Source organism: Xanthobacter sediminis (assembly GCF_043195015.1).
Lineage (GTDB): Bacteria > Pseudomonadota > Alphaproteobacteria > Rhizobiales > Xanthobacteraceae > Xanthobacter.
Genome location: NZ_JBAFWH010000006.1, coordinates 30,466 through 50,563, shown reverse-complemented (window position 1 = coordinate 50,563; position 20,098 = coordinate 30,466). Strand labels below are relative to the sequence as shown.

The following is a 20,098-nucleotide window of genomic DNA, read 5'->3' as shown; positions in this document are numbered from 1 at the left end:
AAGGTGCATGCCGGCGGGCGCGCGGTCGCAGGGCTGGCGGATCGCGGCGGAAGCGGGGCGCGGCGCTTGACGTGCGCTATATCTGTAAGAATATAGCGTGTGAGGCCTTATCTCCTCGAACTCCGTGGTGGGAGTTGCACGACCAGCAGGACGCCGGGCGCGGAGCACCGTGCCCGGCGTCATCGCGTCGGCCGCTCAGGCGTGAGCCCACGCTGCGGCCTCGATCCGCGCAGGCGGGGCTTCGGAGCGCTGCCGGGCATGGCGCAGCAGCGCTGCCGCCAGAGGTGCCGGCGGATCGCGATCCGAGATCACGAGAACCATGGTGGAGCGCCATTCGGGCTCCACGAGCTCAAGCGCGGTGGTGCCCGCCGGCATATCGATCGCGTCGAGATAGGTGTGGGGCACGATGGACGCCCAGCCGCCTGCCCGCACCTGTGACCATGCCGCCGGAAAGTCCGCCACCTCAAGGCGCGGCTGGGCAGCCTGGCCCAGTCGTGCGAGGACGATGTCTATCACGCGGCGGGTCTCGGTATCGGGCGTCGGGAGGCACAGCGGATGCTTCACCGCTTCGGCCCAGGGCATGCCGCCCGAGGGGGCACGGCGCGGCAAGCCTTGTGTGGAGAGGAAGACGTAGCGTTCGTCATAAAGGGCGGTGCCGCGCACACGGCCAAGCGGGTCAAGAGTGCTCAGCGTCACCGCGGCGTCGACCTCCCGCTGGTCAAGGCTGCGCTGAACGACGCCTGCTGCGAGGGGCAGGAGCTGCACCCGTACCTTGGGGTAGCGCGCACAGAAGCTGTTCACCAGCTCCGAGAGAGCGGGCATGGCGGATGCAACGGCACCAATACGCAGCACACCGCACAGGCCCGCGGAGGCACCGGAAAGTTCCTGCATGAGGCCGTCGTAGTCCGCCACCATGCGCTGCGCCCAGGCGAGCACGCGCTCTCCATCGTCGGTGAGGCCGAGGAAGCGGTGGGAGCGGATGACCAGGGGCAGGCCCAGCTCCTCCTCCAGGCGCCGGATGCCGGCCGAAAGGGTGGGCTGGGAGACCCGGCAGGCCCCGGCCGCCCGCCCGAAGTGTCCCTCGCGCGCCACCGCCACCAGATATTGCAGTTGCCGGACGAACATGAGCCCAATTCCCGTGCCGCATCGGGACAACGTTATATGTGAATAGGAATAGCGACAAGGCGTGCCGGCATTTGTTAGAGTAACGCGGCTGGGCCACCGCGCGTTGCGGGCCCCGCCGGCGGGAAGGCACAATGGCGTCTCTGAGCGTGAGAATTGACCTGAAACCCGGCAGTCGCATCGGGCCGGGGAAGATCGAGCTGCTGGAAAAGATCGCCGCTTTCGGCTCCATCTCCGCCGCCGGCCGCGCCATGAACATGTCGTATCGCCGGGCCTGGGAGCTGGTGGAGGAAATGAACAAATTGTTCCCCTCCCCGCTCGTCTCGGCCCGTACCGGCGGCAAGCATGGTGGCGGCACGGCTTTGACCCCGCTCGGCCTTGCTGTGGTCACACGGTACCGCGCCATCGAGCAGGCGGCGACCGAGGCGGCGCGCCAGCACCTCTCCGCCCTGCAGGAGGAACTAGCGAGCGCCCAGCCCGTCGAGGATGCCGAACGGCACGCCTGAACGGGCGCTCAGCCCCGCGCGGCCCTCAGCGCCGCGGCGGCGGCCACCGGCCCCAGCACGACGGCGAACAGCGCCAGCCCCACCAGCACCCGGAACGGCGTGCCGAACGGCACCGGGCCGGTCACTGCCGCAGTGGTGGCCGCGACCGCGAAGATGAGCACGGGGATGGTGAGGGGAATCACCAGCACCGCGATCAGCAGACCGCCGCGCCGGAATGCTCCGGCGAACGCCGCGCCCACGAGCCCGAGAAAGGTGACCGCTGGCGTTCCCACCAGAAGGGTGAGCACCGCGGCGCCGATGGCCGGCGGCTCCAGGTTCAGCATCAGCGCCAGCGCCGGCGCGGAGACCACCAGCGGCAGGCCGGTGGCGATCCAGTGGGCGAGGCCCTTGGCGGCGGCGGTCAGCTCCAGCGGCATGGCGGAAAGGGTGAGGGCATCGAGGGAGCCGTCCTCGGCATCGGCCGCGAACAGCCGTTCCAGGCCGATCAGGCTCGCCAGCAAGGCACCGACCCAGAGGATGGCGGGGCCGATGCGCGCCAGCAGCACCAGGTCCGGCCCCACGGCGAACGGCACCACGGTGATGACCGAGAGAAAGAACACCACGCCGAGCCCCGCCCCGCCGCCGGAGCCCAGGGACAAGGCGAGATCGCGCCGCACCACGGCCAGGAATGGCGCCATCATGCGTCGAGCTCCGTGCTTGCCGGGGCGAGGACGCGCCCGGAGAGGTTCAATCCATCGACATCGCCAAGATCGAGCGGGGCATGGGTGGCGGCAACCAGGATTCCACCGGCATACAGATGTGCGCGACCGAATGCCGCAAACTGCGCCTGGGCCTTCACGTCGAGCGCTGTGGTGGGCTCGTCGAGGATCCAGATCGGGCGCCGGGAGACCAGCAGGCGGGCGATGGCAAGCCGCCGCTTCTGCCCGGCGGAAAGCACCGAGGCGCGCAGGCGCCCAAGCCCGCCGAGCCCCACTTCATCCAGTGCCTCCTCCACGGAAAATCCATTGGGGCCAAGCACCTGGCGCCAGAAGCCAAGGTTCGCAGCCACCGTGAGCGCGCCCTTCACGGCATCGTCGTGGCCGAGATAATGGAGGTGCTCGCGCAAGCCGCCCTCCCCGTCCGGGCCCGCGCCCGACAGGCGCACCTTCCCGGCGCTCGGCGTGAGCAGGCCGGCCAGGATGCGCAGCAGCGAGGACTTGCCGGCGCCGTTCGGCCCCGTCACCACCAGCGCGCGCCCGGCGGCGGCGCTCAGATCAAGATCTTGGAAAAGCAGCTTGAATCCACGTTGGCAGCTCAATTTCTCGCCCAAGAGGGCGGCGATGGAATGGCCCGTCATGACCCCTGCTTTGGATGCATTGCGCATTCCCTCTTCTTAGCGCATGACCGCGCTTTGAAATGGCTCTATAAAGCGGCCGAACCGCACCTTGCGAGGTGGTGGGGTGCCGCTCCGACCACCTTTGATTATTGGCGTTGATCGTCATTACAACGGAGAGAACGCGCCGTGACATCCCTCGACAGCTTCAAGTGCCGCACCACCCTCAAGGTGGACGACCACGAATACGTCTATTACAGCCTTGAAGCCGCGGAGAAGAACGGGCTCGAGGGGATCTCCAGCCTGCCCTTCTCCATGAAGGTGCTCCTTGAGAACCTGCTGCGCTTCGAAGACGGCCGCTCGGTCACCAAGGAAGACATCATCTCCGTCGCCGACTGGCTGAACAACCGGGGCAAGGCGGAGAAGGAAATCGCCTATCGCCCGGCCCGCGTGCTGATGCAGGACTTCACCGGCGTGCCGGCAGTGGTGGATCTCGCCGCCATGCGCGACGCCATGGTGGCCCTCGGCGGCGCCCCGGCCAAGATCAACCCGCTGGTGCCGGTCGACCTCGTCATCGATCACTCGGTGATCGTGAACTTCTTCGGCTCCAACAGCGCGCTCGGCAAGAACGTCGAGGAAGAGTACAAGCAGAACCAGGAGCGCTACCGCTTCCTGAAGTGGGGCCAGAGCGCGTTCGACAACTTCCGTGTCGTCCCCCCCGGCACCGGCATCTGCCACCAGGTGAACGTCGAGTATCTCGCCCAGACCGTCTGGACCCGCGATGAGAAGATCGACGGCAAGAAGGTGGAGGTTGCATACCCGGACACACTGGTGGGCACGGACTCGCACACCACCATGGTGAACGGCCTGGGCGTGCTCGGCTGGGGCGTGGGCGGTATCGAGGCCGAGGCGGCCATGCTCGGCCAGCCCATCTCCATGCTCATTCCCGAGGTCATCGGCTTCAAGCTCGACGGCAAGCTGAAGGAAGGCATCACCGCCACCGACCTCGTGCTCACCGTCACCCAGATGCTCCGCAAGAAGGGCGTGGTGGGCAAGTTCGTGGAGTTCTATGGCCCCGGCCTGGAGCACCTCTCCCTCGCCGACCGCGCCACCATCGCCAACATGGCGCCCGAGTACGGCGCGACCTGCGGCTTCTTCCCCGTGGACAAGGAGACCATCGACTATCTCGATGAGACCGGCCGCAAGGACAGCCGCGTGAAGCTCGTCGAGAAGTACTCCAAGGCCCAGGGCATGTGGCGCAAGAAGGACACCCCCGATCCGGTGTTCACCGACTCGCTCGAGCTCGACCTCGACACCGTGCTGCCCTCCCTCGCCGGCCCGAAGCGCCCCCAGGACCGCGTGCTGCTCTCCGATGCCAAGACCGGCTTCCTCTCCGCCCTCGAAGGCGAGTTCAAGAAGCCCGGCGAGGCCGACAAGCGCGTGCCGGTGGCCGGTGCCGACTATACGGTGGGCCACGGCGACGTGGTGATCGCCGCCATCACCTCCTGCACCAACACCTCCAACCCCTCGGTGCTGATCGCTGCGGGCCTGCTCGCCAAGGCGGCGGTGAAGAAGGGCCTGAAGTCCAAGCCGTGGGTGAAGACCTCGCTGGCGCCTGGCTCGCAGGTGGTGGAAGGCTACCTGAAGGCCTCCGGCCTGCAGGATGACCTGGACAAGCTCGGCTTCAACCTGGTGGGCTTCGGCTGCACCACCTGCATCGGCAATTCCGGCCCGCTGCCGGAGGCCATTTCCGAGGCGATCAACAAGAACGACCTCATTGCCGGCGCCGTCATCTCCGGCAACCGCAACTTCGAAGGCCGCGTGAACCCGGACGTGAAGGCGAACTACCTCGCCTCCCCGCCCCTGGTGGTGGCCTACGCGCTGGCCGGCTCGCTCCAGGTGGACCTGACCACCGAGCCGCTCGGCACCGATAAGGACGGCAAGCCCGTCTACCTGAAGGACATCTGGCCCTCCAACAAGGAGATTGCCGAGTACATCCGCGAGAACATTTCCAAGAAGATGTTCAAGGAGAAGTACTCTGACGTGTTCAAGGGTGACGAGCACTGGCAGAAGATCGAGGCGCCCTCGGGCCAGACCTATTCCTGGCAGGATGCCTCGACCTATGTGCAGAACCCGCCCTATTTCGTGGGCCTGCAGAAGACCCCCGAGCCGGTGAAGGACATCATCGACGCCCGCATCCTGGGCCTGTTCCTCGATTCCATCACCACCGACCACATCTCGCCGGCGGGCTCCATCAAGCAGGCCTCTCCGGCCGGCAAGTACCTGATCGATCATCAGGTGCGCCCGGTGGACTTCAACCAGTACGGCACCCGCCGTGGCAACCACGAAGTCATGATGCGTGGCACCTTTGCCAACATCCGCATCAAGAACCAGATGGTGCCGGGCGTGGAAGGCGGCGTCACCGTCCACTATCCGGAAGGCGCGCAGGAGCCCATCTACGACGCGGCCATGAAGTACAAGGCCGAGGGCGTGCCGCTGGTGGTGTTCGCCGGCAAGGAGTACGGCACCGGCTCGTCCCGTGACTGGGCGGCCAAGGGCACCAAGCTGCTCGGCGTGCGCGCCGTGATCGCCCAGTCCTTCGAGCGCATCCACCGCTCGAACCTGGTCGGCATGGGCATCGTCCCGCTGGTGTTCAAGGACGGCGAGAGCTGGCAGACCCTCGGCATCAAGGGCGACGAGATCGTCACCCTGAAGGGCATCGAGGGCGACCTGAAGCCCCGCCAGACCCTGACCGCCGAAGTCAAGTTTGCCGACGGTTCCGTGAAGAACGTCGACCTTATCTGCCGCATCGATACGCTGGATGAGCTCGACTACTTCCGCAACGGCGGCATCCTGCCCTACGTGTTGCGCTCGCTCGCGGCCTGATCCCGGCAGGATCAAACGAAAAGAGCCGGCCCGGAGCGATCCGGGCCGGCTTTTTCATGTCGGCTCCAGTGCCTGCACCATGAGAGCACGGCACAATGGTCTCGTGACACCCCTTTGTGACTGGTCGCGGCGCAATGCGTCCGCTATCCCAGACCCACGCTCCCTTTCAGCATCGATCATTGCGAAGATGATATTCTCCCGATCAGCTCTCGCCTTCGCCCTTGCCCTTTTCGCTCTGCCGGTAGCGGCCCAGAGCCAGCCGAAAGCGGTGGTGGAGCTGTTCACGAGCCAGGGCTGCGCCTCTTGTCCCCCGGCAGACGCACTGGCGGCGGAGCTGGCGAAGGACCCGCAGCTGATCGTGCTGACCATGCCCGTGGACTATTGGGACTATATCGGCTGGAAGGACACGCTGGCGCTGCATGGCCATTCCGTGCGGCAGAAGGCCTATGCGGAGAAGCGGGCGGACCACAAGGTGTTCACGCCCCAGGCGGTCGTCGATGGCGTGCATGCCGTGAAAGGCAATGATCGGGCGGCCCTGCAGCGTGCCATTCTCGCAGATCCGAGCGCCGGCCGGGCATTGAGCGTGCCCATCAACGCGCGGCGGAATGGCGAGGTGATGGAGATCGAGGTGTCGGAGGCGACGCCGCCGCCCGAGGGCGCCGAATTGTGGGCCTGCCCGGTGGCACGTGAAAAGTCCGTCACCATCGGCCGGGGTGAGAATGGCGGCCGGAACGTTACCTATTCCAACGTGGTGCGAGGCTGGGTGCGACTCGGCGTGTGGGACGGCAAGAAGCTGCGCCATGAAATGAAGATCAGTGATCTCAAGAGCGACGAGGTGGATCAGGTCGCGGTGCTGCTTCAGGCCGGCAGCTCGGCCGCGCCCGGCCCCATTCTTGGTGCGACCATCCTGGCCCTGGAATAGCCGCGCTACCCTTTGGATGCAGCTCGGCGGCACGTGTTCTGCCATTCCCCCGCTTCGGGCAAGGTCTCCGCCTGAATGGTGCGTGGTCGCTGTCGTTGCGCGCAAAAAAGAAGCCGCCCGGAGGGCGGCTCAACTTGGGGGTCTATGTCGATGCGTAGCAGTGGCCGGTTCGGATACGCCCCGGGGGGCTGGGGGGGCTGGGATAGACCGGAGCGCCTCACGAACCGGCCCTGCTACGAGAAGGACTATCCCTCCCGCCCACGGCAGGCGCTGGGCCGAAATCCGGCGACACTGTGATTTGCCTAACGTTGACGTGATCGCATCTGCCGCGCCATATCGCAGTGCCGGCTATGGATGCTCTTGAAAGCGCGTGCGGCCGCGGCAATCATGGAAAAGGATGCGCTGCGGCGCGAATGCCCTGAAAAGGAGAGGCGATGGGAGATATCGAGCCCATAGGCCTGTCCCGCGCGCCGGCCCCGGCGGCTGTGGCGCGGGTGACCTTCGATCGCCGCGAGCTTGATCGGATCCTCGACCTCTACGGGCGGATGGTGGCCCTCGGCGAGTGGCGGGACTACGCCCTCGACTTCATGAAAGACAAGGCGGTCTTCTCGATCTTCCGCCGCGCCATGGACGTGCCGCTTTATCAAATCGAGAAGGACCCACGGCTCGCGCGTCGTCAGGGTGCCTACGCGGTGGTGTCGCAGACCGGGCTCATCCTCAAGAGGGGACATGAACTGCCGCGCGTGCTGGCGGTGCTCGAAAGGCCGCTGCGCGCAGTTTGACGTGCCGGGTGCCGCCTGACACAAAAATGCGCGCCGCAACGCCTCATTCCCCGAAGGCGGTGAACGGCACGCATCTGCCAAGCTGATCAGCAGGAAAACTCGGCGCGCATCATGCGCCGAGACATCGGCGAAAAGCCGCGTTCGATCAGGACCTGCTCTTGCGGCGCAGGCGAACCACCACATCTACCCGCGCCACCTCGTAGCCTTCCGGCGGCTCGGGCAGGAGGTTGACCACCACGTCGCTGGCGGGAATATCCACCAGATCGTTCTGGCCCTCCAGGTAGAAATGGTGGTGGTCGGAGGCGTTGGTGTCGAAATAGGTCTTCGAGCCATCCACCGCCACTTCCCGCAGCACGCTGGCCTCGGTGAACTGGTGGAGCGTGTTGTAGACAGTGGCGAGCGAAACTGGGAAGCGCGCCTTGATGGCTTCCTCGTGCAGGATTTCGGCCGTCACATGCCGGTCGCCCTTGGCGAACAGGAGCCAGCCGAGGGCCAGCCGCTGGCGCGTGGGCCGCAGCCCCACTTCCCGCAGCATCTCACGCACATCATGGAAGGGGCAGCCGGTGCGGCGTGCCACGGTGATGTCCCGCAGCTGGGCAACCGGAAGCATGGGCTCGTCGAGGCCTTCGCTGCTCTGGGCAACGGGAGTACCGAAGGCGGATCGGGATCGGGGCATCTCGTTCATTTCGGTCTGCAATCTTCGTAGGTACCACCAAAATATGCCGGCGGAGGCGAAACGCAATTGCGAATGCGAATTCCTCCGAAGACGATTGCCGACTTATACCGCATGTTGCGCTGCGGAGCCAGAGCGCTCGGGTGAGTAGGAATAAATCTAAGGTAGGGGCCTGCCGTTCACGGCTGCGGCATAGCGGTGCGGGACCGTGGACAGGAGCATGCAGCGGGTCTATCGCCTCGGGCACGCGCGTGTCGCGCGGCATGACCACCGAGCAGATAGCGACGAGGCCCCGCGTGGCACCCCTCCCCCTCCACTCCCTCCGTTCTCCCGCTCCGGCGGCGCTGCTGGTGACGGCGGGCGCGGCGTTCGCGCTGGCGGCGGCATGGTTCTTCCAGCTGGTGGTGGGGCTCACTCCCTGCCCGCTGTGCCTCGACCAGAGAATTCCTTATTATGTCGCCGTGCCGGTGGGCGTTGTCGCACTTTTGGCGCTCGCCAGGGGTCATTCCCGCGCTGGCCGGGTCCTGCTCGCGCTCATCGCCCTGCTGATGGTCAGCAACCTCGGGCTCGCGGTATTCCATGCAGGTGTGGAGTGGCACTTCTGGCCCGGTCCCACCTCCTGCACCGGCGCGCCCACCATGGTGACGGGGGACCTTCTCGCCGCGCTGAAGACGGCAAGCGTGCCCCGTTGCGACGAGGCCACATGGCGCTTGCTCGGCCTCTCCATGGCCGGCTGGAATGCCATCATCGCCGCGGTGCTGGCAGTTATCGCCGGGCGAGCAGCGGCAACGGGTCGCACGTGGTGAAGGCGATGGGTGGGCCACGCACGTGCCGGAGCGAAGCGTGGCTCCGACTCGATCAGGGATCGAGCTCGGTATCCCAATAAAGATAATCGAGCCAGCTCTCGTGCAGGTAGTTCGGGGGGAAGTGGCGGCCGTTCTGGTGCAGGTCTTGGACGGAAGGCTGAAACGGCATCTGCGCCGGCCACATGTCCAAGTCCCCCGGCATATAGCCGCCCTTGCGCAAGTTGCAGGGGGAGCAGGCGGTCACGACATTTTCCCAGGTGGTCTGTCCGCCCCGGGAGCGCGGAATGAGGTGGTCGAAAGTCAGATCGTCGCGCGAGCCGCAATATTGGCAAGAGAAACGGTCGCGCAGGAAAACATTGAAGCGTGTGAAGGCCGGTTGTCGTGTGGGCTTAACGAATGTTCTTAAGGAAACAACACTCGGCAATCTGATTTCGAAACCGGGACTTCGTACCGCCTTGTCGTAATATTCGACAATGTTGACCCGATCGAGGAATACCGCCTTTATGGCGTCTTGCCATGACCAGACAGAAAGCGGGTAGTAGCTCAACGGGCGGTAATCCGCGTTGAGCACGAGCGCTGGCCAGGCACCTGGTGACAAAGCAGTGGTCAAGGACCGAACTCCTCGTCCTTCCGCATCGAATCGAGCCGATCGACCTCGATGCGCGGCGATACTCTATATTCACCATGTCAGTGTTGTGAAGGCGGGGCAGTGTCGCTCCGCCGCGCAGGGGGCCTCAAGCCGCTCCGCGAGACAGGCTCCGCGCGAGGAACATGCCCGCGATCGCCACCTCGGTCTCGTCGATGCCGTGGCCGAGCCCAGGGCTCAGATGCCATTCCACCGGCACGCCGGCGGCCGCCAGCGCCCGGGCGGAGCCGAACAGCGCCTGCGCGGGAATCACCTCGTCTTCCTCGCCATGCATCAGGATCACCGGCGGCGGATTGGCGATGGGCTCCTGGCGCGGCGCGCCCGCATCCACCCACATGCCGGAGAAGGCCACCACCGCCGCCGGCCGCATGTCCGGCGAGAAACCCACCTTCAGGGCCATCATGGCGCCCTGGCTGAAGCCCACCAGGGCCACGCGCTCCGGCGGCAGGGCGAGCTTCGCCATCTCCTCTTCCAGGAAGGCGTGCAGCAGCGGCGCCGCGGCGGCCGCGCCCCGCGGCAGCTCGTGCGGGTCATTGAAGGTGAGTGGAAACCACTGCCGCCCCACCGGGGCCTGCTCGCACGGGTCCGGCGCGTGGGGCGAGACGAAGGCGGTGTGGGGCATCAGCCCGGCCCAGGCATTGCCGAGGTCGATCAGGTCGCGCCCATCGGCCCCGTAGCCGTGCAGCAGCACCACAAGGGAATCCGGCTGCCCGCCCGCTTTCGGGCGCAGCCGCGGGCCGTCGAGAATTGGCGAATCCAGGGAAACGCCGTCGAGGGGAAAGGACATGGCGATGAGCCCCCAGCTTCTGCGGACGCCTCAGGCCGGCACGCCGGCCCGGGCCCTTCGTGCGCCATAATAGGCCCACAGCAGGTGCGCGGCTACGCCCCGAAGCGGGCGCCAGTCCTCCGCGATGGCGAGCAGGCCCTGCTCCGTGCATCGCCCGCCCAGCTCGAACCCCTCCCCCAGGGCTACCTGCAGCGCGAGATCACCGCTGGGGAAGGCGTCCGCCCGGCCAAGGCAGAACAGAAGATAGAGATCGGCGGTCCAGCGTCCGATGCCGGGCAACCGCACGAGTTCTGCTGCTGCGACCTCAGTCGGCAGGTCGGCAATCGCCCCGAAATCGACCTCCCCGGCCTCGACCGCCCCCGCGAGAGCGGTGAGCATGCGGATCTTGGGCGTGGAGAGCCCTGCGCGACGCAGCTGCTCCGGCGCGGCGGCAAGAAAGGCCGCGGTGGTGGCCGTGCCGCCGAGCGCCTCTTCCAGCCGGGCCGAGATGGCGCGGGCGGCGGCCACGGAGAGCTGCTGCGCCACCACCATGCCGAGAAGGCCGCCGAAGCCGGCAGGTCGCCGCCGCAGGCGCGGAACGCCGGTCAGCGCCGCGAGGGGAACGAGGCGCGCATCGCACGCCAGCAGCCGGGCAAAGGCGAGATCGAAAGCGGGCTGGTCGGCCAGCAGAAGGTCGCTCACCGCGTGGGCGCCGGACGGTGGTGTGTGGTAATAAGCCAGGACATCATGAGTCTTCTCCCCGGTCCTTTCGTCTGCCGCTTCGCGCCGAGCCCGAACGGCCGCCTCCATCTCGGCCACGCCTATTCCGCTTTGCTGAACGAAGCCGCCGCCCGCCACGCGCGCGGCATCTTCCTGTTGCGCATCGAGGACATCGACGCCACCCGATGCCGCCCGGAATACGAGGCCGGCATTCTGGAGGACCTGTCCTGGCTGTCCATCACGCCCGACGCCGCGCCGCGCCGCCAGTCGGAGCATTTCGCGGACTATGCGGCGGCACTGGCCCGGCTGGAGGAATTGGGGCTCGTCTACCCCGCCTTCGAGAGCCGTAGCGATATCGTGCGGGCGGTACGTGCGCGGGAGGCGGACACCGCTCAGCCTCATCCGCGAGATCCCGATGGCGCGCCCCTCTTTCCCTTCCCGCGCGCGGCGCTTTCCGACGCTGAGCGTGCGGCGCGGCGGGTGGCGGGCGAGCCCTTCGTGCTGCGGCTCGACATGGCGCGCGCCCTTGTGGGGCTCGATGCGCCCTTGTCATGGCTGGAAGCGCAGGGCGCGCCCGATGGCCCGCTCTCATGCATTTCGGCGGATCCGGCCCCGTGGGGCGACGTGATCCTGGCACGGCGGGACGTGCCGACCTCCTACCACCTCTCGGTGGTGGTGGACGACGCGGCCCAGGAGATCAGCCATGTCATCCGCGGCATGGATCTGTTCCATGCGACGGCGGTGCATCGGCTCTTGCAACACCTGCTGCGCTTGAGCCCGCCGGTGTATCACCACCACCGGCTGATCCTGGACGAGAAGGGCCGCAAGCTCTCAAAGAGCAACGACGCCACCAGCCTCGCGGCCCTGAGGTCCGCCGGCGCGACTCCGGAGGACATCCGGCGGCGCCTGGAGCTGGCGTTCTGACGGTGCGCGCACCGGCGCCTCTTCAGCCGACGCCCAGCACCAGCAGCCAGAAGGCGACGGTAACGACCGCACACGCCGTGGAGAGCGAGACGGCGCTGGTGGTGGTGCTCACCGCCACGCCGTAGCGCTGCGCCAGAAGGTAGCCGTTGATGCCAGAGGGCATGGCCGCGAACAGCACAGCCACGCCCGCCCATACCCGCGGCATGGGCAGCACCAGCGTGAGCAGGAACACCGCGCCGGGATGCACCAGCAGCTTCAGGAAGGCGATGAGCATGGGCGGGCGCACGTCGCCGCTCACGCCATAGTGGCGCAGCGAGAGGCCGAGCGAGACCAGGGCGCAGGGTGTCGCCGAGGCGCTCAGCAGGTCTACGAGCTGGCGGGGAATGCCGGTGGCGTGCACGCCGAAAATCTGGGCGATTCCGCCCGCATAAATGCCGACCAGGATGGGATTGAGCGCGAGCTGCCGTCCCAGGCGCTTGAGGGTTGCGGGCGAGAAGCCGGCGCCCCCCTCAAGCAGCAGGGTGGCAGCCACCATCATGATGGGCAGGTGGATGGCGATGAGCAGGAACAGGGGCACCGCGCCCTCTTCCCCATAGGCCTTCAAAATGAGCGGCACGCCCACGAACACGGTGTTCGCCTGCCCCGCCGCGAAGCCATGGATGACCGCCTCCTGGTGGCCACGTCCGAACAGCCGCCGCGCGGCCAGCATGGCGAGGCCGAACACCAGGAACGCGCCGGCGAAATAAGCAATCCAGTAGCCCCAGGGCTGGGCCTCCGGCAGCTTCGCCTCGGACAGGGTACGGAAGATCAGGACCGGCAGGGCGAGGTTGAAGACGTATTCGGCCAGGCCATCCGAGGCCTTCTCGCTCACCAGCCCCGCCCGCGCCGCCCCATAGCCGATAGCCACCATGCCGAAGACCGGAAGGATGATGACCGCGATGTCGGTGATGGCGGAGAGCATGGGGCGGGCTCGGCGAGTTGCGGAAGAAGGTCAGGCCGCGGCGCTCATCGCCTCGCGGGCGGGCATGTCGAACGCCGCGCTGCGCACCGCCGGCATGGCGCACAGGCGCATCCGCAGGCGCTGGGCAAGGTCGCTCTCGGCCGAGAAGGCGATGAAAAGGCGGAGCGCATCCCCCTCTGCCCGGCTCTCCAGGCGCAGGGGCAGGATGTCGTGGACGACGAAGGGCTCCAGCAGGCGCAGCAGCGCGTTCGGGGCCGGCTCGGCCTCCACCAAGAGGCAATGGAGCGAAGCGCCGTCAGGCGCGGTGGTGGGGGACGACATGGTGAGATTTCCAGACTGAGGGGACGCATGGGCGTCGCGGACCATGAAGGGTCGCGCCAGCGCGCAGCGCCTCGGGCAGGCTTACGGCCGACGCGTCATTTCACCCGGCCGACAAAGTCGACCGGGTGGGGAATTCGCCGCTGCGCGGGGGCGAAATCCGACAGGTTGGGTCGGGAAACTCGCATGCGGCTATTGTTAGGGGCCGTGCACGGGGGCGTCAACCTTACCCGGAGACGGCTTCCGGATACCACCAAACTCCGCCTCCGCCCCTTGGCGGGCTGGCTCAAGGCGACTATTCTACGGGACATCTCACCACTTAATGCGCTTTCGCGCGGAAACGGCCATGCGCCAGAACGGACCCGGCTTCGCCGCTCCTCCCCATCTCCCCATGCGGGCAAAGGCCACCTTTGCCGCGCGCGCAGGGCTATGGCTGGCGACGGGACTTGCCGGCGCGCTGATGGCGGCGGCCCTGCTGCTGTGGTCGCGTTATGGCGCCACCGTCTTCTTCGACACGCTTTCGGCCGGGATCGGCTCGTGCCTGTGACGCCTGCGCGCAAACATCCCCACCCCGCCCCGCATTGTTCTCCGGTATCGCCATGACCCCCCGCCTCAAACTGCTGGCCCTCTTCGGCGCGTTTGCCGCCGGAGCTCTGATCCTCGTCGCCGGTGTCACGGCCCTGCTGCCGGGGCCGCCCCCGCAGACGAGCGCGGCGGCCGTGGGCGGCCCCTTCTCCCTGGTGGACCAGAACGGCGCACCGGTGAGCGAGGCGGCGCTGAAGGGCAAGCCCAGCCTCGTCTTCTTCGGCTTCACCCACTGCCCGGATGTGTGCCCCACCGCGCTTTATGAGATGTCCGAGATCTTCCGCGCGCTCGGTCCCGATGCGGACAAGGTGCAGGCCTTCTTCGTGACAGTGGACCCGGAACGTGACACGCCGGAGGTGATGAAATCTTACCTCGGAAGCTTCGCCCCTCAGCTGCGCGGCCTCACCGGCCGTCCCGATGAGATCGAGACCATTAAGAAGGAATACCGCGTCTATTCCCGCAAGGTGCCGCTTACGGATGGCGACTACACCATGGACCACACGGCGGTGGTGTACCTCATGGACAAGACTGGCGCATTTGTAGCGCCCTTCAACTCCAAGCAGGCCCCGGAGGCCGCGGCGGAGGCCCTCAGGCGCTATTTCTAAGCGGCTGCGCTTTGTTGAGCGGCATGCGACGGGTGGAGATGCCGTGCGCCGTCTTCTCCCAATGATACGGGCGCTTTACGAGGTCCGTCAGCGCGCGCCACGCGCAGAACGACATCAGCAGCCAATAGACGGGAATGCTCCAGAGCAGCCCCGCCCGCAGCCGCTCGCCCCGCCGCGCAAGGCCCACGCGCAGGGTCAGCGCGGTGCCGCCATATCCTACGGCCAGCGTGACATAGGTCAGCGCGGAGGTGAGCACTTCCGCCCAGCTGGCGCTGGGCTGGCCCAACTCACCTTGCGCCAGATGCCACAGCAGCAACCCCAGGCAAAAGGGATGAAGCAGGGCGGAGACGAACGGCCCCGCCGTAAGCACCGTGACCGCAATGGAGTTGCGCCAGCCCAGGTCCAGCAACAGCCGACGCGGCTTGCTGCCATGGACGAGCAGGGTCTGCGCCCATCCTTTCATCCATCGCGTGCGCTGGCCGAGCCAGGCCCTGAGCGTCACCGGTGCTTCCTCGAAGGTGGTGGCGGCGATCACCTCCGTGCGCCAGCCCGCCCGGGCAAGACGGATGCCGAGGTCAGCGTCTTCCGTTACGTTGAAGGGATCCCAGCCGCCGGCCTCTTCCAGAATGTCGCGCCGGAAGTGGTTGGAGGTGCCGCCGAGCAGGATCGGTAGCTTCAAGGCGCTCAGGACCGGCAGCAGCACATCGAACTGGCCGGCGTACTCAGCCGCGAAATGGCCGCTGATCCAGCTTTCGGCTCCATTGTCCGCGCACAGGCGAGCCTGGACGCAGGCCACCTTCGGCCCGCCGCGCCAGAATGCCGCGAGGGCGCGCCGCAGTTGGTCCGGTTCCGGCTGGTCCTCCGCATCGAACACCGCCACATAGGTACCACGCGCGAACACGAGCGCCATGTTGAGCGCCTTGGGCTTGGTGCGCGGCCCCACATTGGGCACCGCCACCTCTTCCATGTGGACGGGGAGCCCCAGGGCGGCGATGGCGGCGCGCGTCTCGGTGTCGTCCGCCTCCACCACCAGCTTGATGTCGAGCTTCTCGGGCGGATAATCCAGCGCGCGCATGGCCGCCACCAGCCGCGGCACGCTCGCCGCTTCCTTATAGAGCGGAATCAGAAGGGTATAGACCGGCAGGTGGCGCTCATCCATCCGCGGCGCCGGTTCGTCCTCCAGCGCGTTGAAGCCGCAGCCGGCGAGCCGCAGCGCGATCCAGGCCAGAAAGATCACCGAAAGAAGCGCCTGCGCTGCGAGGAAGGCGACTCCCGGTGCGAGGAACCAGCCGAGCGCGCCGGCTCCCGCCACCACGGCCGCCATCCTGAACAGCGCCTGCGCGGCGTCGAGCGCTCCGGCGGACTGGGCGGGCGCGGCATCGCGGAACGCGAAAGCAGCATCGTTGGCGATGGCCAGCCCCGCCTCCTCTGCCACTTGGCGGCGCAAGGCGCCGGGAGCGATCAGGCGCATGCGGGCGCGCAGGGGGAGATCCGCCCGCAGGGCCCGCGCGAGCCGCCTGATGGCACGTCCGCGCGGGGCAAGGGTGAAGACCACGCGGCCCCGGTGGTCGAGCCCGGCGTGGACGCCGGTGCGCAGCAAGGCTCGCGCCCAGTCGGCCGCCTCGCCCGGCACTCCGTTCGCGGGAGGAGCGAGGCCGTCGATGGCCTCCACCAACGGCAGGTCGAGATGGCGCGCGACCGCATCCGCGGCCTCCTGGTCATCCACGCGGCCGGCGCAGCGCAGCACTTCGTCGCCACCTACCCCCAGCTCCCGCGCGCGGGAGCTGGCCCTGTGAAGCAGGGAAGCGGGCAGGATGGGGGTGAACGCGGCCAGCTCAGGAGGCAAAGGCCCATTGGCGGGCGCGTCGGTGCCGGAGGCTCCCGTGCGGTCTTCGCCAGAGAGCCGACGGGAGCCCCCCTTGCCGGCACGCAACGCCTCCATCACCATGCTATGTTGGCCCGTCCGGAATGCAGCCCAAAGGTACTATGTGCATCATGGCACAACGAAGTCACTTCAGCTTTTGGTTGTTCACCCGGTGGTGCGCTTTCGCCCTGGCTCTGGCGGGAACGGGGCTTCTGCATGGAGCCGCCTACGCCGAATCCTCGCGGCCGGATGCCCCGACGCGGGGCCTCGCGGCACCGGTGGTGGTGCCGAATTTCTGGAATTCCGAGCGCCGGCTGGAGCGCCCCGACGCGGCCGATTTGCCGAAGGAACTGAAGATCGTCACCTCCGACGATTACCCGCCCTTCAATTTCCTGAGCGCGGAAGGGGTGCTTTCGGGCTTCAACGTGGACCTCGCGCGCGCCATCTGTGCGGAGCTTCAGGTCGCCTGCGCCATCCAGGCCGTGGCTTTCGACAGCCTGCTCGAAACCCTCGAACAGGGCCGCGCGAATGCAGCCATCGCCGGGCTCGCCGCGACCCCGGCCAATCGAGCGGCCCTCGATTTTTCGGAACGCTACCTGGGCACGCCGGCGCGGTTCGTCGCCCGGAAGGGCCAGGAACCGGCCACGACCCTCCCCGAGACCATCGCCAGCAAGCGAATCGCGGTGGTCTCGCGCAGTGCCCACGAGGCCTACCTGCGCTCCTTCTTCAACGAAGCGGCCATTCGCCCCTACCCCGATCTCAAGAGCGCCCAGGCGGCGCTGCGCAATGGGGATGTGGACCTGCTGTTCGGCGACGGCATCGCCCTCTCGCTTTGGCTCAACGGCACGGATTCGGCGGCCTGCTGCGCATTCGCGGGCGGCCCCTTCACGGAGGGCCGCTTCTTCGGCGAAGGCTTTGCGGTGGCCGTGAAGGCAGGCAACGACAAGCTGCGCCACGCCATCGATTATGCCCTGCAGCGCATATGGGAGAAGGGGGTCTACACGGACCTCTACCTGCGCTGGTTCCCCATCGGCTTCTACTGAGGCGCGCCGGCAAGGGTGCGTGCAACGGTCTCTATGCCCTCCGGATCGTCGGCGATGCGGTCCGTGAGCAGGCGGACCCAGTTGAAGCCGATATAGAGCGTGAGAAGGTGGGGAACCGCCTCCGCGCGGACATCGCCGCGGGAGGCGGCCGCATCGAACATGCGCCTGACGTCCTTGAGGCGCTCGGGCAGGAACTTGTCCCGCAGCGCAATCATCGCCGTCTCGCTCGCCTGCGCCTCGGCGATAAGGGCGCGGAAGGTGCGCCCCGAAGGCGTGTCGCGCCAGAACGCCCACAGGGCGCGGGTGTAGGCCAGAAGATCGCTCCAGAGGGCGCCGGTCTCCGGCGGCACCAGCGCGGCGCTTTTCTCCGCGCTGTATACATCTATGAAGAGATCAGCCTTCGTGGGCCACCAGCGGTAAATGGTGGGCTTGCCCGCACCGGCGCGGCGCGCCACTTCCTCTATGGAAAAGCCAGCATAGCCGCGCTCCGCCAGCAGCCCACGCGCCGCCTCCAGAATGGCGGCTTCGGCCTCCGGATTGCGGCGCGCGCCGATGGAGGCACGGCGATGCCCTTCCTGCGGAGAGGGTTCGGGAGATGCCGGGTGCGTCAATTCCTGCTCCTTCGAAACATCTGGCCTTGATAAACGGAACGGTCCGTATATATCCTGACTCGAATGAAACGTATCGTTTCGTTATGAATTCTGGAGCGTGTCATGATCCACCTGCCCGCCTGGTCACATCTGCGCTTCCTCGGCCTGATGATGGCCGGGGCGTATGTGCTCATCAACGTCATCCTCGTACTCCTGTCCCCGGTTACCGCCGGCTGGCCGGTGTGGGCGACCACCCTGTGCGCGGTACCGCCCATGGTGGTGGGCATGGTGCATGTGGTGCTGCCCCTGGCGCGGGCCCGCGCCGCGCCCCGTGCGCGTTGACGCAACCTTCGCGCCTTCCTAAGTATCGCGCTCCTTTTGTGGAGTTTGTCATGACTGAAGCCTCGTCCGCCTTTGCTGTCCCGGCAGAACTTGCCGGTGAGCTGAAGCGCGTCGCCGAGACGGCCACCGCCTGGCCGTTCGAGGAGGCACGCAAGCTGGTGGAGCGGCTGAAGCGCAAACCCAAGGACGAGGTGCTGTTCGAGACCGGCTACGGCCCCTCGGGCCTGCCCCATATCGGCACCTTCGGCGAGGTGGCGCGCACCACCATGGTGCGCCATGCCTTCCGCATCCTCACCGAGGACAAGGTAAAGACTCGCCTGCTGTGTTTCTCCGACGACATGGACGGCATGCGCAAGATTCCGGAAAACGTGCCGGATCCGGTGGCGCTGAAGCCCTATCTGCAGATGCCGCTGACGCGGGTGCCAAACCCGTTCGGCGGCGACTATCCGAGTTTCGGTGCGCACAACAACGCGATGCTGCGCCGCTTCCTCGACACCTTCGGCTTCGACTACGAGTTCGCCAGCGCGACCGACTACTATCTTTCCGGCAAGCTGGACCCCGTCCTTCTGCAGGCCGCCGAAAAGTACGATGCCATCATGCAGGTGATGCTGCCGACCCTCGGCGAGGAGCGGCAAGCCACCTATTCGCCGTTCCTGCCCATCTCCCCGGTCTCGGGCCGGGTGCTCTACGTGCCGCTGAAGGCGGTTGACGCCAAAGCCGGCACCCTCACCTTCACGGACGAGGACGGGCAGGACAAGACGGTTCCGGTGACCGGCGGACATGTGAAGCTGCAGTGGAAGCCGGATTTCGGCGCCCGCTGGGCCGCGCTCGGCGTGGATTTCGAGATGTTCGGCAAGGACCACCAGACCAATGCGCCAATCTACGACCGGATCTGCGCGATTTTGGGCGGCACCCCGCCGGAGCACTTCGTCTACGAGCTGTTCCTGGACGAGAAGGGGCAGAAGATCTCCAAGTCGAAGGGCAATGGCCTCACCATCGACGAGTGGCTGACCTATGCGAGCCCGGAGAGCCTCGCGCTCTACATGTTCCAGTCGCCCCGCTCGGCCAAGAAGCTGCATTTCGACGTGATTCCGAAGGCGGTGGACGAATATTTCAATTTCCTCTCCCGCTATCCCCAGCAGGACTGGAAGCTGCGGTTCGGCAATCCCGTGTGGCATATCCATGCGGGAAATCCACCCCAGGTGGACATGCCCATCTCCTTCACCATGCTCCTTAACCTCGCCTCGGCCTCCAATACCGAAGATGAGGCCGTGCTGTGGGGCTTCCTGAACCGCCATGTGCCCGGCGTTTCCGCGCAGAGCCATCCCAAGCTCGCAGAGCTGGTGGGCTATGCGGTGAAGTATTTCCAGGACTTCGTGAAGCCCAACAAGGTGTTCCGCGTGCCTGACGCCATTGAGCGCGAGGCTTTGGCGAGCCTCGATGCCGCGCTCGCCGCCCTGCCCGCCGGCGCCAATGCGGAAGACATTCAGAGCGCGCTCTATGATGTCGCCCGTCCCATCGCCCGCTACCAGGACCTGAAGGCGAAGGGCGCAACGCCCGAGCGGCCCGGCGTCTCCGTGGAGTGGTTCAACACGCTCTACCAGGTGCTGCTCGGACTGGAGCGCGGGCCGCGCTTCGGTTCCTTCGTGGAGATCTACGGCGTTCCCGAAACCCGCGCGCTGATCGCCAAGGCCCTTGCCGGAGAACTCGCCGGCGCCGCCTGAG

At 67.0% G+C, this 20,098-nt stretch carries 22 protein-coding genes; 11 read left to right on the top strand and 11 right to left on the bottom strand.

Features of this window, described 5'->3' with window-relative positions; translation table 11 throughout:
• Positions 1 to 195: 195 nt before the first annotated feature.
• Positions 196 to 1,125 (bottom strand): LysR family transcriptional regulator, encoded by a 930-nt coding sequence (locus tag V5F61_RS09730; RefSeq protein ID WP_393988232.1) that lies wholly within the window; start codon positions 1,123 to 1,125, stop codon positions 196 to 198.
• A 131-nt stretch (positions 1,126 to 1,256) separates the two neighbouring features.
• Between V5F61_RS09730 and V5F61_RS09725 the strand changes: the two genes are divergently transcribed.
• On the top strand, positions 1,257 to 1,628 hold the full coding sequence (locus V5F61_RS09725; RefSeq protein WP_393988231.1) for a winged helix-turn-helix domain-containing protein: 372 nt from the start codon (positions 1,257 to 1,259) through the stop codon (positions 1,626 to 1,628).
• 8 nt (positions 1,629 to 1,636) lie between these two features.
• Here V5F61_RS09725 and ccmB read toward each other — a convergent pair whose 3' ends face one another.
• Together ccmB and ccmA are read right to left on the bottom strand one after the other, a co-directional pair.
• Positions 1,637 to 2,305, bottom strand: a complete 669-nt coding sequence (gene ccmB, locus V5F61_RS09720) for a heme exporter protein CcmB (protein ID WP_393988407.1) — start codon at positions 2,303 to 2,305, stop codon at positions 1,637 to 1,639.
• On the bottom strand, positions 2,305 to 2,964 hold the full coding sequence (ccmA, locus tag V5F61_RS09715) for a heme ABC exporter ATP-binding protein CcmA (RefSeq protein WP_393988230.1): 660 nt from the start codon (positions 2,962 to 2,964) through the stop codon (positions 2,305 to 2,307). The genes ccmB and ccmA overlap by 1 nt, the downstream gene beginning before the upstream one ends.
• Positions 2,965 to 3,129: 165 nt before the next feature.
• Here ccmA and acnA point away from each other — a divergent pair, with 165 nt between their 5' ends.
• The 3 genes from acnA to V5F61_RS09700 all read left to right on the top strand — a co-directional run bounded on the left by acnA (position 3,130) and on the right by V5F61_RS09700 (position 7,530).
• Complete coding sequence (gene acnA, locus V5F61_RS09710) at positions 3,130 to 5,826, top strand: aconitate hydratase AcnA (RefSeq protein WP_393988229.1); 2,697 nt, start codon at positions 3,130 to 3,132, stop codon at positions 5,824 to 5,826.
• Positions 5,827 to 6,013: 187 nt separating this feature from the next.
• Entirely contained in the window at positions 6,014 to 6,748 is a 735-nt protein-coding gene (locus V5F61_RS09705) for a DUF1223 domain-containing protein (RefSeq protein ID WP_393988228.1), read from the top strand.
• A 434-nt stretch (positions 6,749 to 7,182) separates the two neighbouring features.
• On the top strand, positions 7,183 to 7,530 hold the full coding sequence (locus V5F61_RS09700) for a DUF2794 domain-containing protein (protein ID WP_393988227.1): 348 nt from the start codon (positions 7,183 to 7,185) through the stop codon (positions 7,528 to 7,530).
• A gap of 145 nt (positions 7,531 to 7,675) precedes the next feature.
• Here V5F61_RS09700 and irrA read toward each other — a convergent pair whose 3' ends face one another.
• Complete coding sequence (gene irrA / locus V5F61_RS09695; RefSeq protein ID WP_393988406.1) at positions 7,676 to 8,140, bottom strand: iron response transcriptional regulator IrrA; 465 nt, start codon at positions 8,138 to 8,140, stop codon at positions 7,676 to 7,678.
• A 359-nt stretch (positions 8,141 to 8,499) separates the two neighbouring features.
• On the opposite strand from irrA, the gene V5F61_RS09690 reads away from it, so the two are divergent.
• Positions 8,500 to 9,009, top strand: a complete 510-nt coding sequence (locus V5F61_RS09690; protein WP_393988226.1) for a disulfide bond formation protein B — start codon at positions 8,500 to 8,502, stop codon at positions 9,007 to 9,009.
• Positions 9,010 to 9,061: 52 nt separating this feature from the next.
• Here V5F61_RS09690 and V5F61_RS09685 read toward each other — a convergent pair whose 3' ends face one another.
• The 3 genes from V5F61_RS09685 to V5F61_RS09675 all read right to left on the bottom strand — a co-directional run bounded on the left by V5F61_RS09685 (position 9,062) and on the right by V5F61_RS09675 (position 11,123).
• Positions 9,062 to 9,619 (bottom strand): HNH endonuclease, encoded by a 558-nt coding sequence (locus V5F61_RS09685; protein ID WP_237347209.1) that lies wholly within the window; start codon positions 9,617 to 9,619, stop codon positions 9,062 to 9,064.
• Between the two features lie 124 nt (positions 9,620 to 9,743).
• Entirely contained in the window at positions 9,744 to 10,442 is a 699-nt protein-coding gene (locus V5F61_RS09680) for an alpha/beta hydrolase (RefSeq protein ID WP_393988225.1), read from the bottom strand.
• Positions 10,443 to 10,472: 30 nt separating this feature from the next.
• Positions 10,473 to 11,123 carry a DNA-3-methyladenine glycosylase family protein gene (locus V5F61_RS09675; RefSeq protein ID WP_393988224.1) on the bottom strand — a complete coding sequence of 217 codons (651 nt, stop codon included), beginning with the start codon at positions 11,121 to 11,123 and terminating at the stop codon, positions 10,473 to 10,475.
• A gap of 45 nt (positions 11,124 to 11,168) precedes the next feature.
• Between V5F61_RS09675 and gluQRS the strand changes: the two genes are divergently transcribed.
• Positions 11,169 to 12,065 (top strand): tRNA glutamyl-Q(34) synthetase GluQRS, encoded by an 897-nt coding sequence (gluQRS, locus tag V5F61_RS09670; RefSeq protein WP_393988223.1) that lies wholly within the window; start codon positions 11,169 to 11,171, stop codon positions 12,063 to 12,065.
• A 22-nt stretch (positions 12,066 to 12,087) separates the two neighbouring features.
• On the opposite strand, the gene V5F61_RS09665 is transcribed toward gluQRS, so the two are convergent.
• Both V5F61_RS09665 and V5F61_RS09660 read right to left on the bottom strand, forming a co-directional pair.
• On the bottom strand, positions 12,088 to 13,026 hold the full coding sequence (locus tag V5F61_RS09665; protein ID WP_393988222.1) for an AEC family transporter: 939 nt from the start codon (positions 13,024 to 13,026) through the stop codon (positions 12,088 to 12,090).
• 30 nt (positions 13,027 to 13,056) lie between these two features.
• Positions 13,057 to 13,347: a hypothetical protein gene (locus V5F61_RS09660; RefSeq protein WP_393988221.1), complete on the bottom strand. Its 291-nt coding sequence runs from the start codon at positions 13,345 to 13,347 to the stop codon at positions 13,057 to 13,059.
• Between the two features lie 343 nt (positions 13,348 to 13,690).
• Here V5F61_RS09660 and V5F61_RS09655 point away from each other — a divergent pair, with 343 nt between their 5' ends.
• Positions 13,691 to 13,891, top strand: coding sequence for a hypothetical protein (locus V5F61_RS09655; protein ID WP_393988220.1), 201 nt, complete (start codon positions 13,691 to 13,693; stop codon positions 13,889 to 13,891).
• 52 nt (positions 13,892 to 13,943) lie between these two features.
• The gene (locus V5F61_RS09650) at positions 13,944 to 14,534 is read left to right on the top strand and encodes an SCO family protein (RefSeq protein ID WP_393988219.1); all 591 of its coding nucleotides are present in this window, start codon (positions 13,944 to 13,946) and stop codon (positions 14,532 to 14,534) included.
• Here V5F61_RS09650 and V5F61_RS09645 read toward each other — a convergent pair.
• Entirely contained in the window at positions 14,518 to 16,482 is a 1,965-nt protein-coding gene (locus V5F61_RS09645) for a glycosyltransferase family 2 protein (protein WP_393988218.1), read from the bottom strand. The genes V5F61_RS09650 and V5F61_RS09645 overlap by 17 nt on opposite strands.
• A 194-nt stretch (positions 16,483 to 16,676) precedes the next feature.
• On the opposite strand from V5F61_RS09645, the gene V5F61_RS09640 reads away from it, so the two are divergent.
• Positions 16,677 to 17,441 (top strand): transporter substrate-binding domain-containing protein, encoded by a 765-nt coding sequence (locus tag V5F61_RS09640; protein ID WP_394104032.1) that lies wholly within the window; start codon positions 16,677 to 16,679, stop codon positions 17,439 to 17,441.
• On the opposite strand, the gene V5F61_RS09635 is transcribed toward V5F61_RS09640, so the two are convergent.
• On the bottom strand, positions 17,435 to 18,052 hold the full coding sequence (locus V5F61_RS09635) for a TetR/AcrR family transcriptional regulator (RefSeq protein ID WP_393988216.1): 618 nt from the start codon (positions 18,050 to 18,052) through the stop codon (positions 17,435 to 17,437). The genes V5F61_RS09640 and V5F61_RS09635 overlap by 7 nt on opposite strands.
• A gap of 102 nt (positions 18,053 to 18,154) precedes the next feature.
• On the opposite strand from V5F61_RS09635, the gene V5F61_RS09630 reads away from it, so the two are divergent.
• Both V5F61_RS09630 and V5F61_RS09625 read left to right on the top strand, forming a co-directional pair.
• A complete protein-coding gene (locus V5F61_RS09630; protein ID WP_393988215.1) occupies positions 18,155 to 18,373 on the top strand; it encodes a hypothetical protein in 219 nt (72 codons plus the stop codon).
• A 50-nt stretch (positions 18,374 to 18,423) separates the two neighbouring features.
• Positions 18,424 to 20,097, top strand: a complete 1,674-nt coding sequence (locus V5F61_RS09625) for a lysine--tRNA ligase (RefSeq protein ID WP_393988214.1) — start codon at positions 18,424 to 18,426, stop codon at positions 20,095 to 20,097.
• Position 20,098 lies beyond the last annotated feature (1 nt).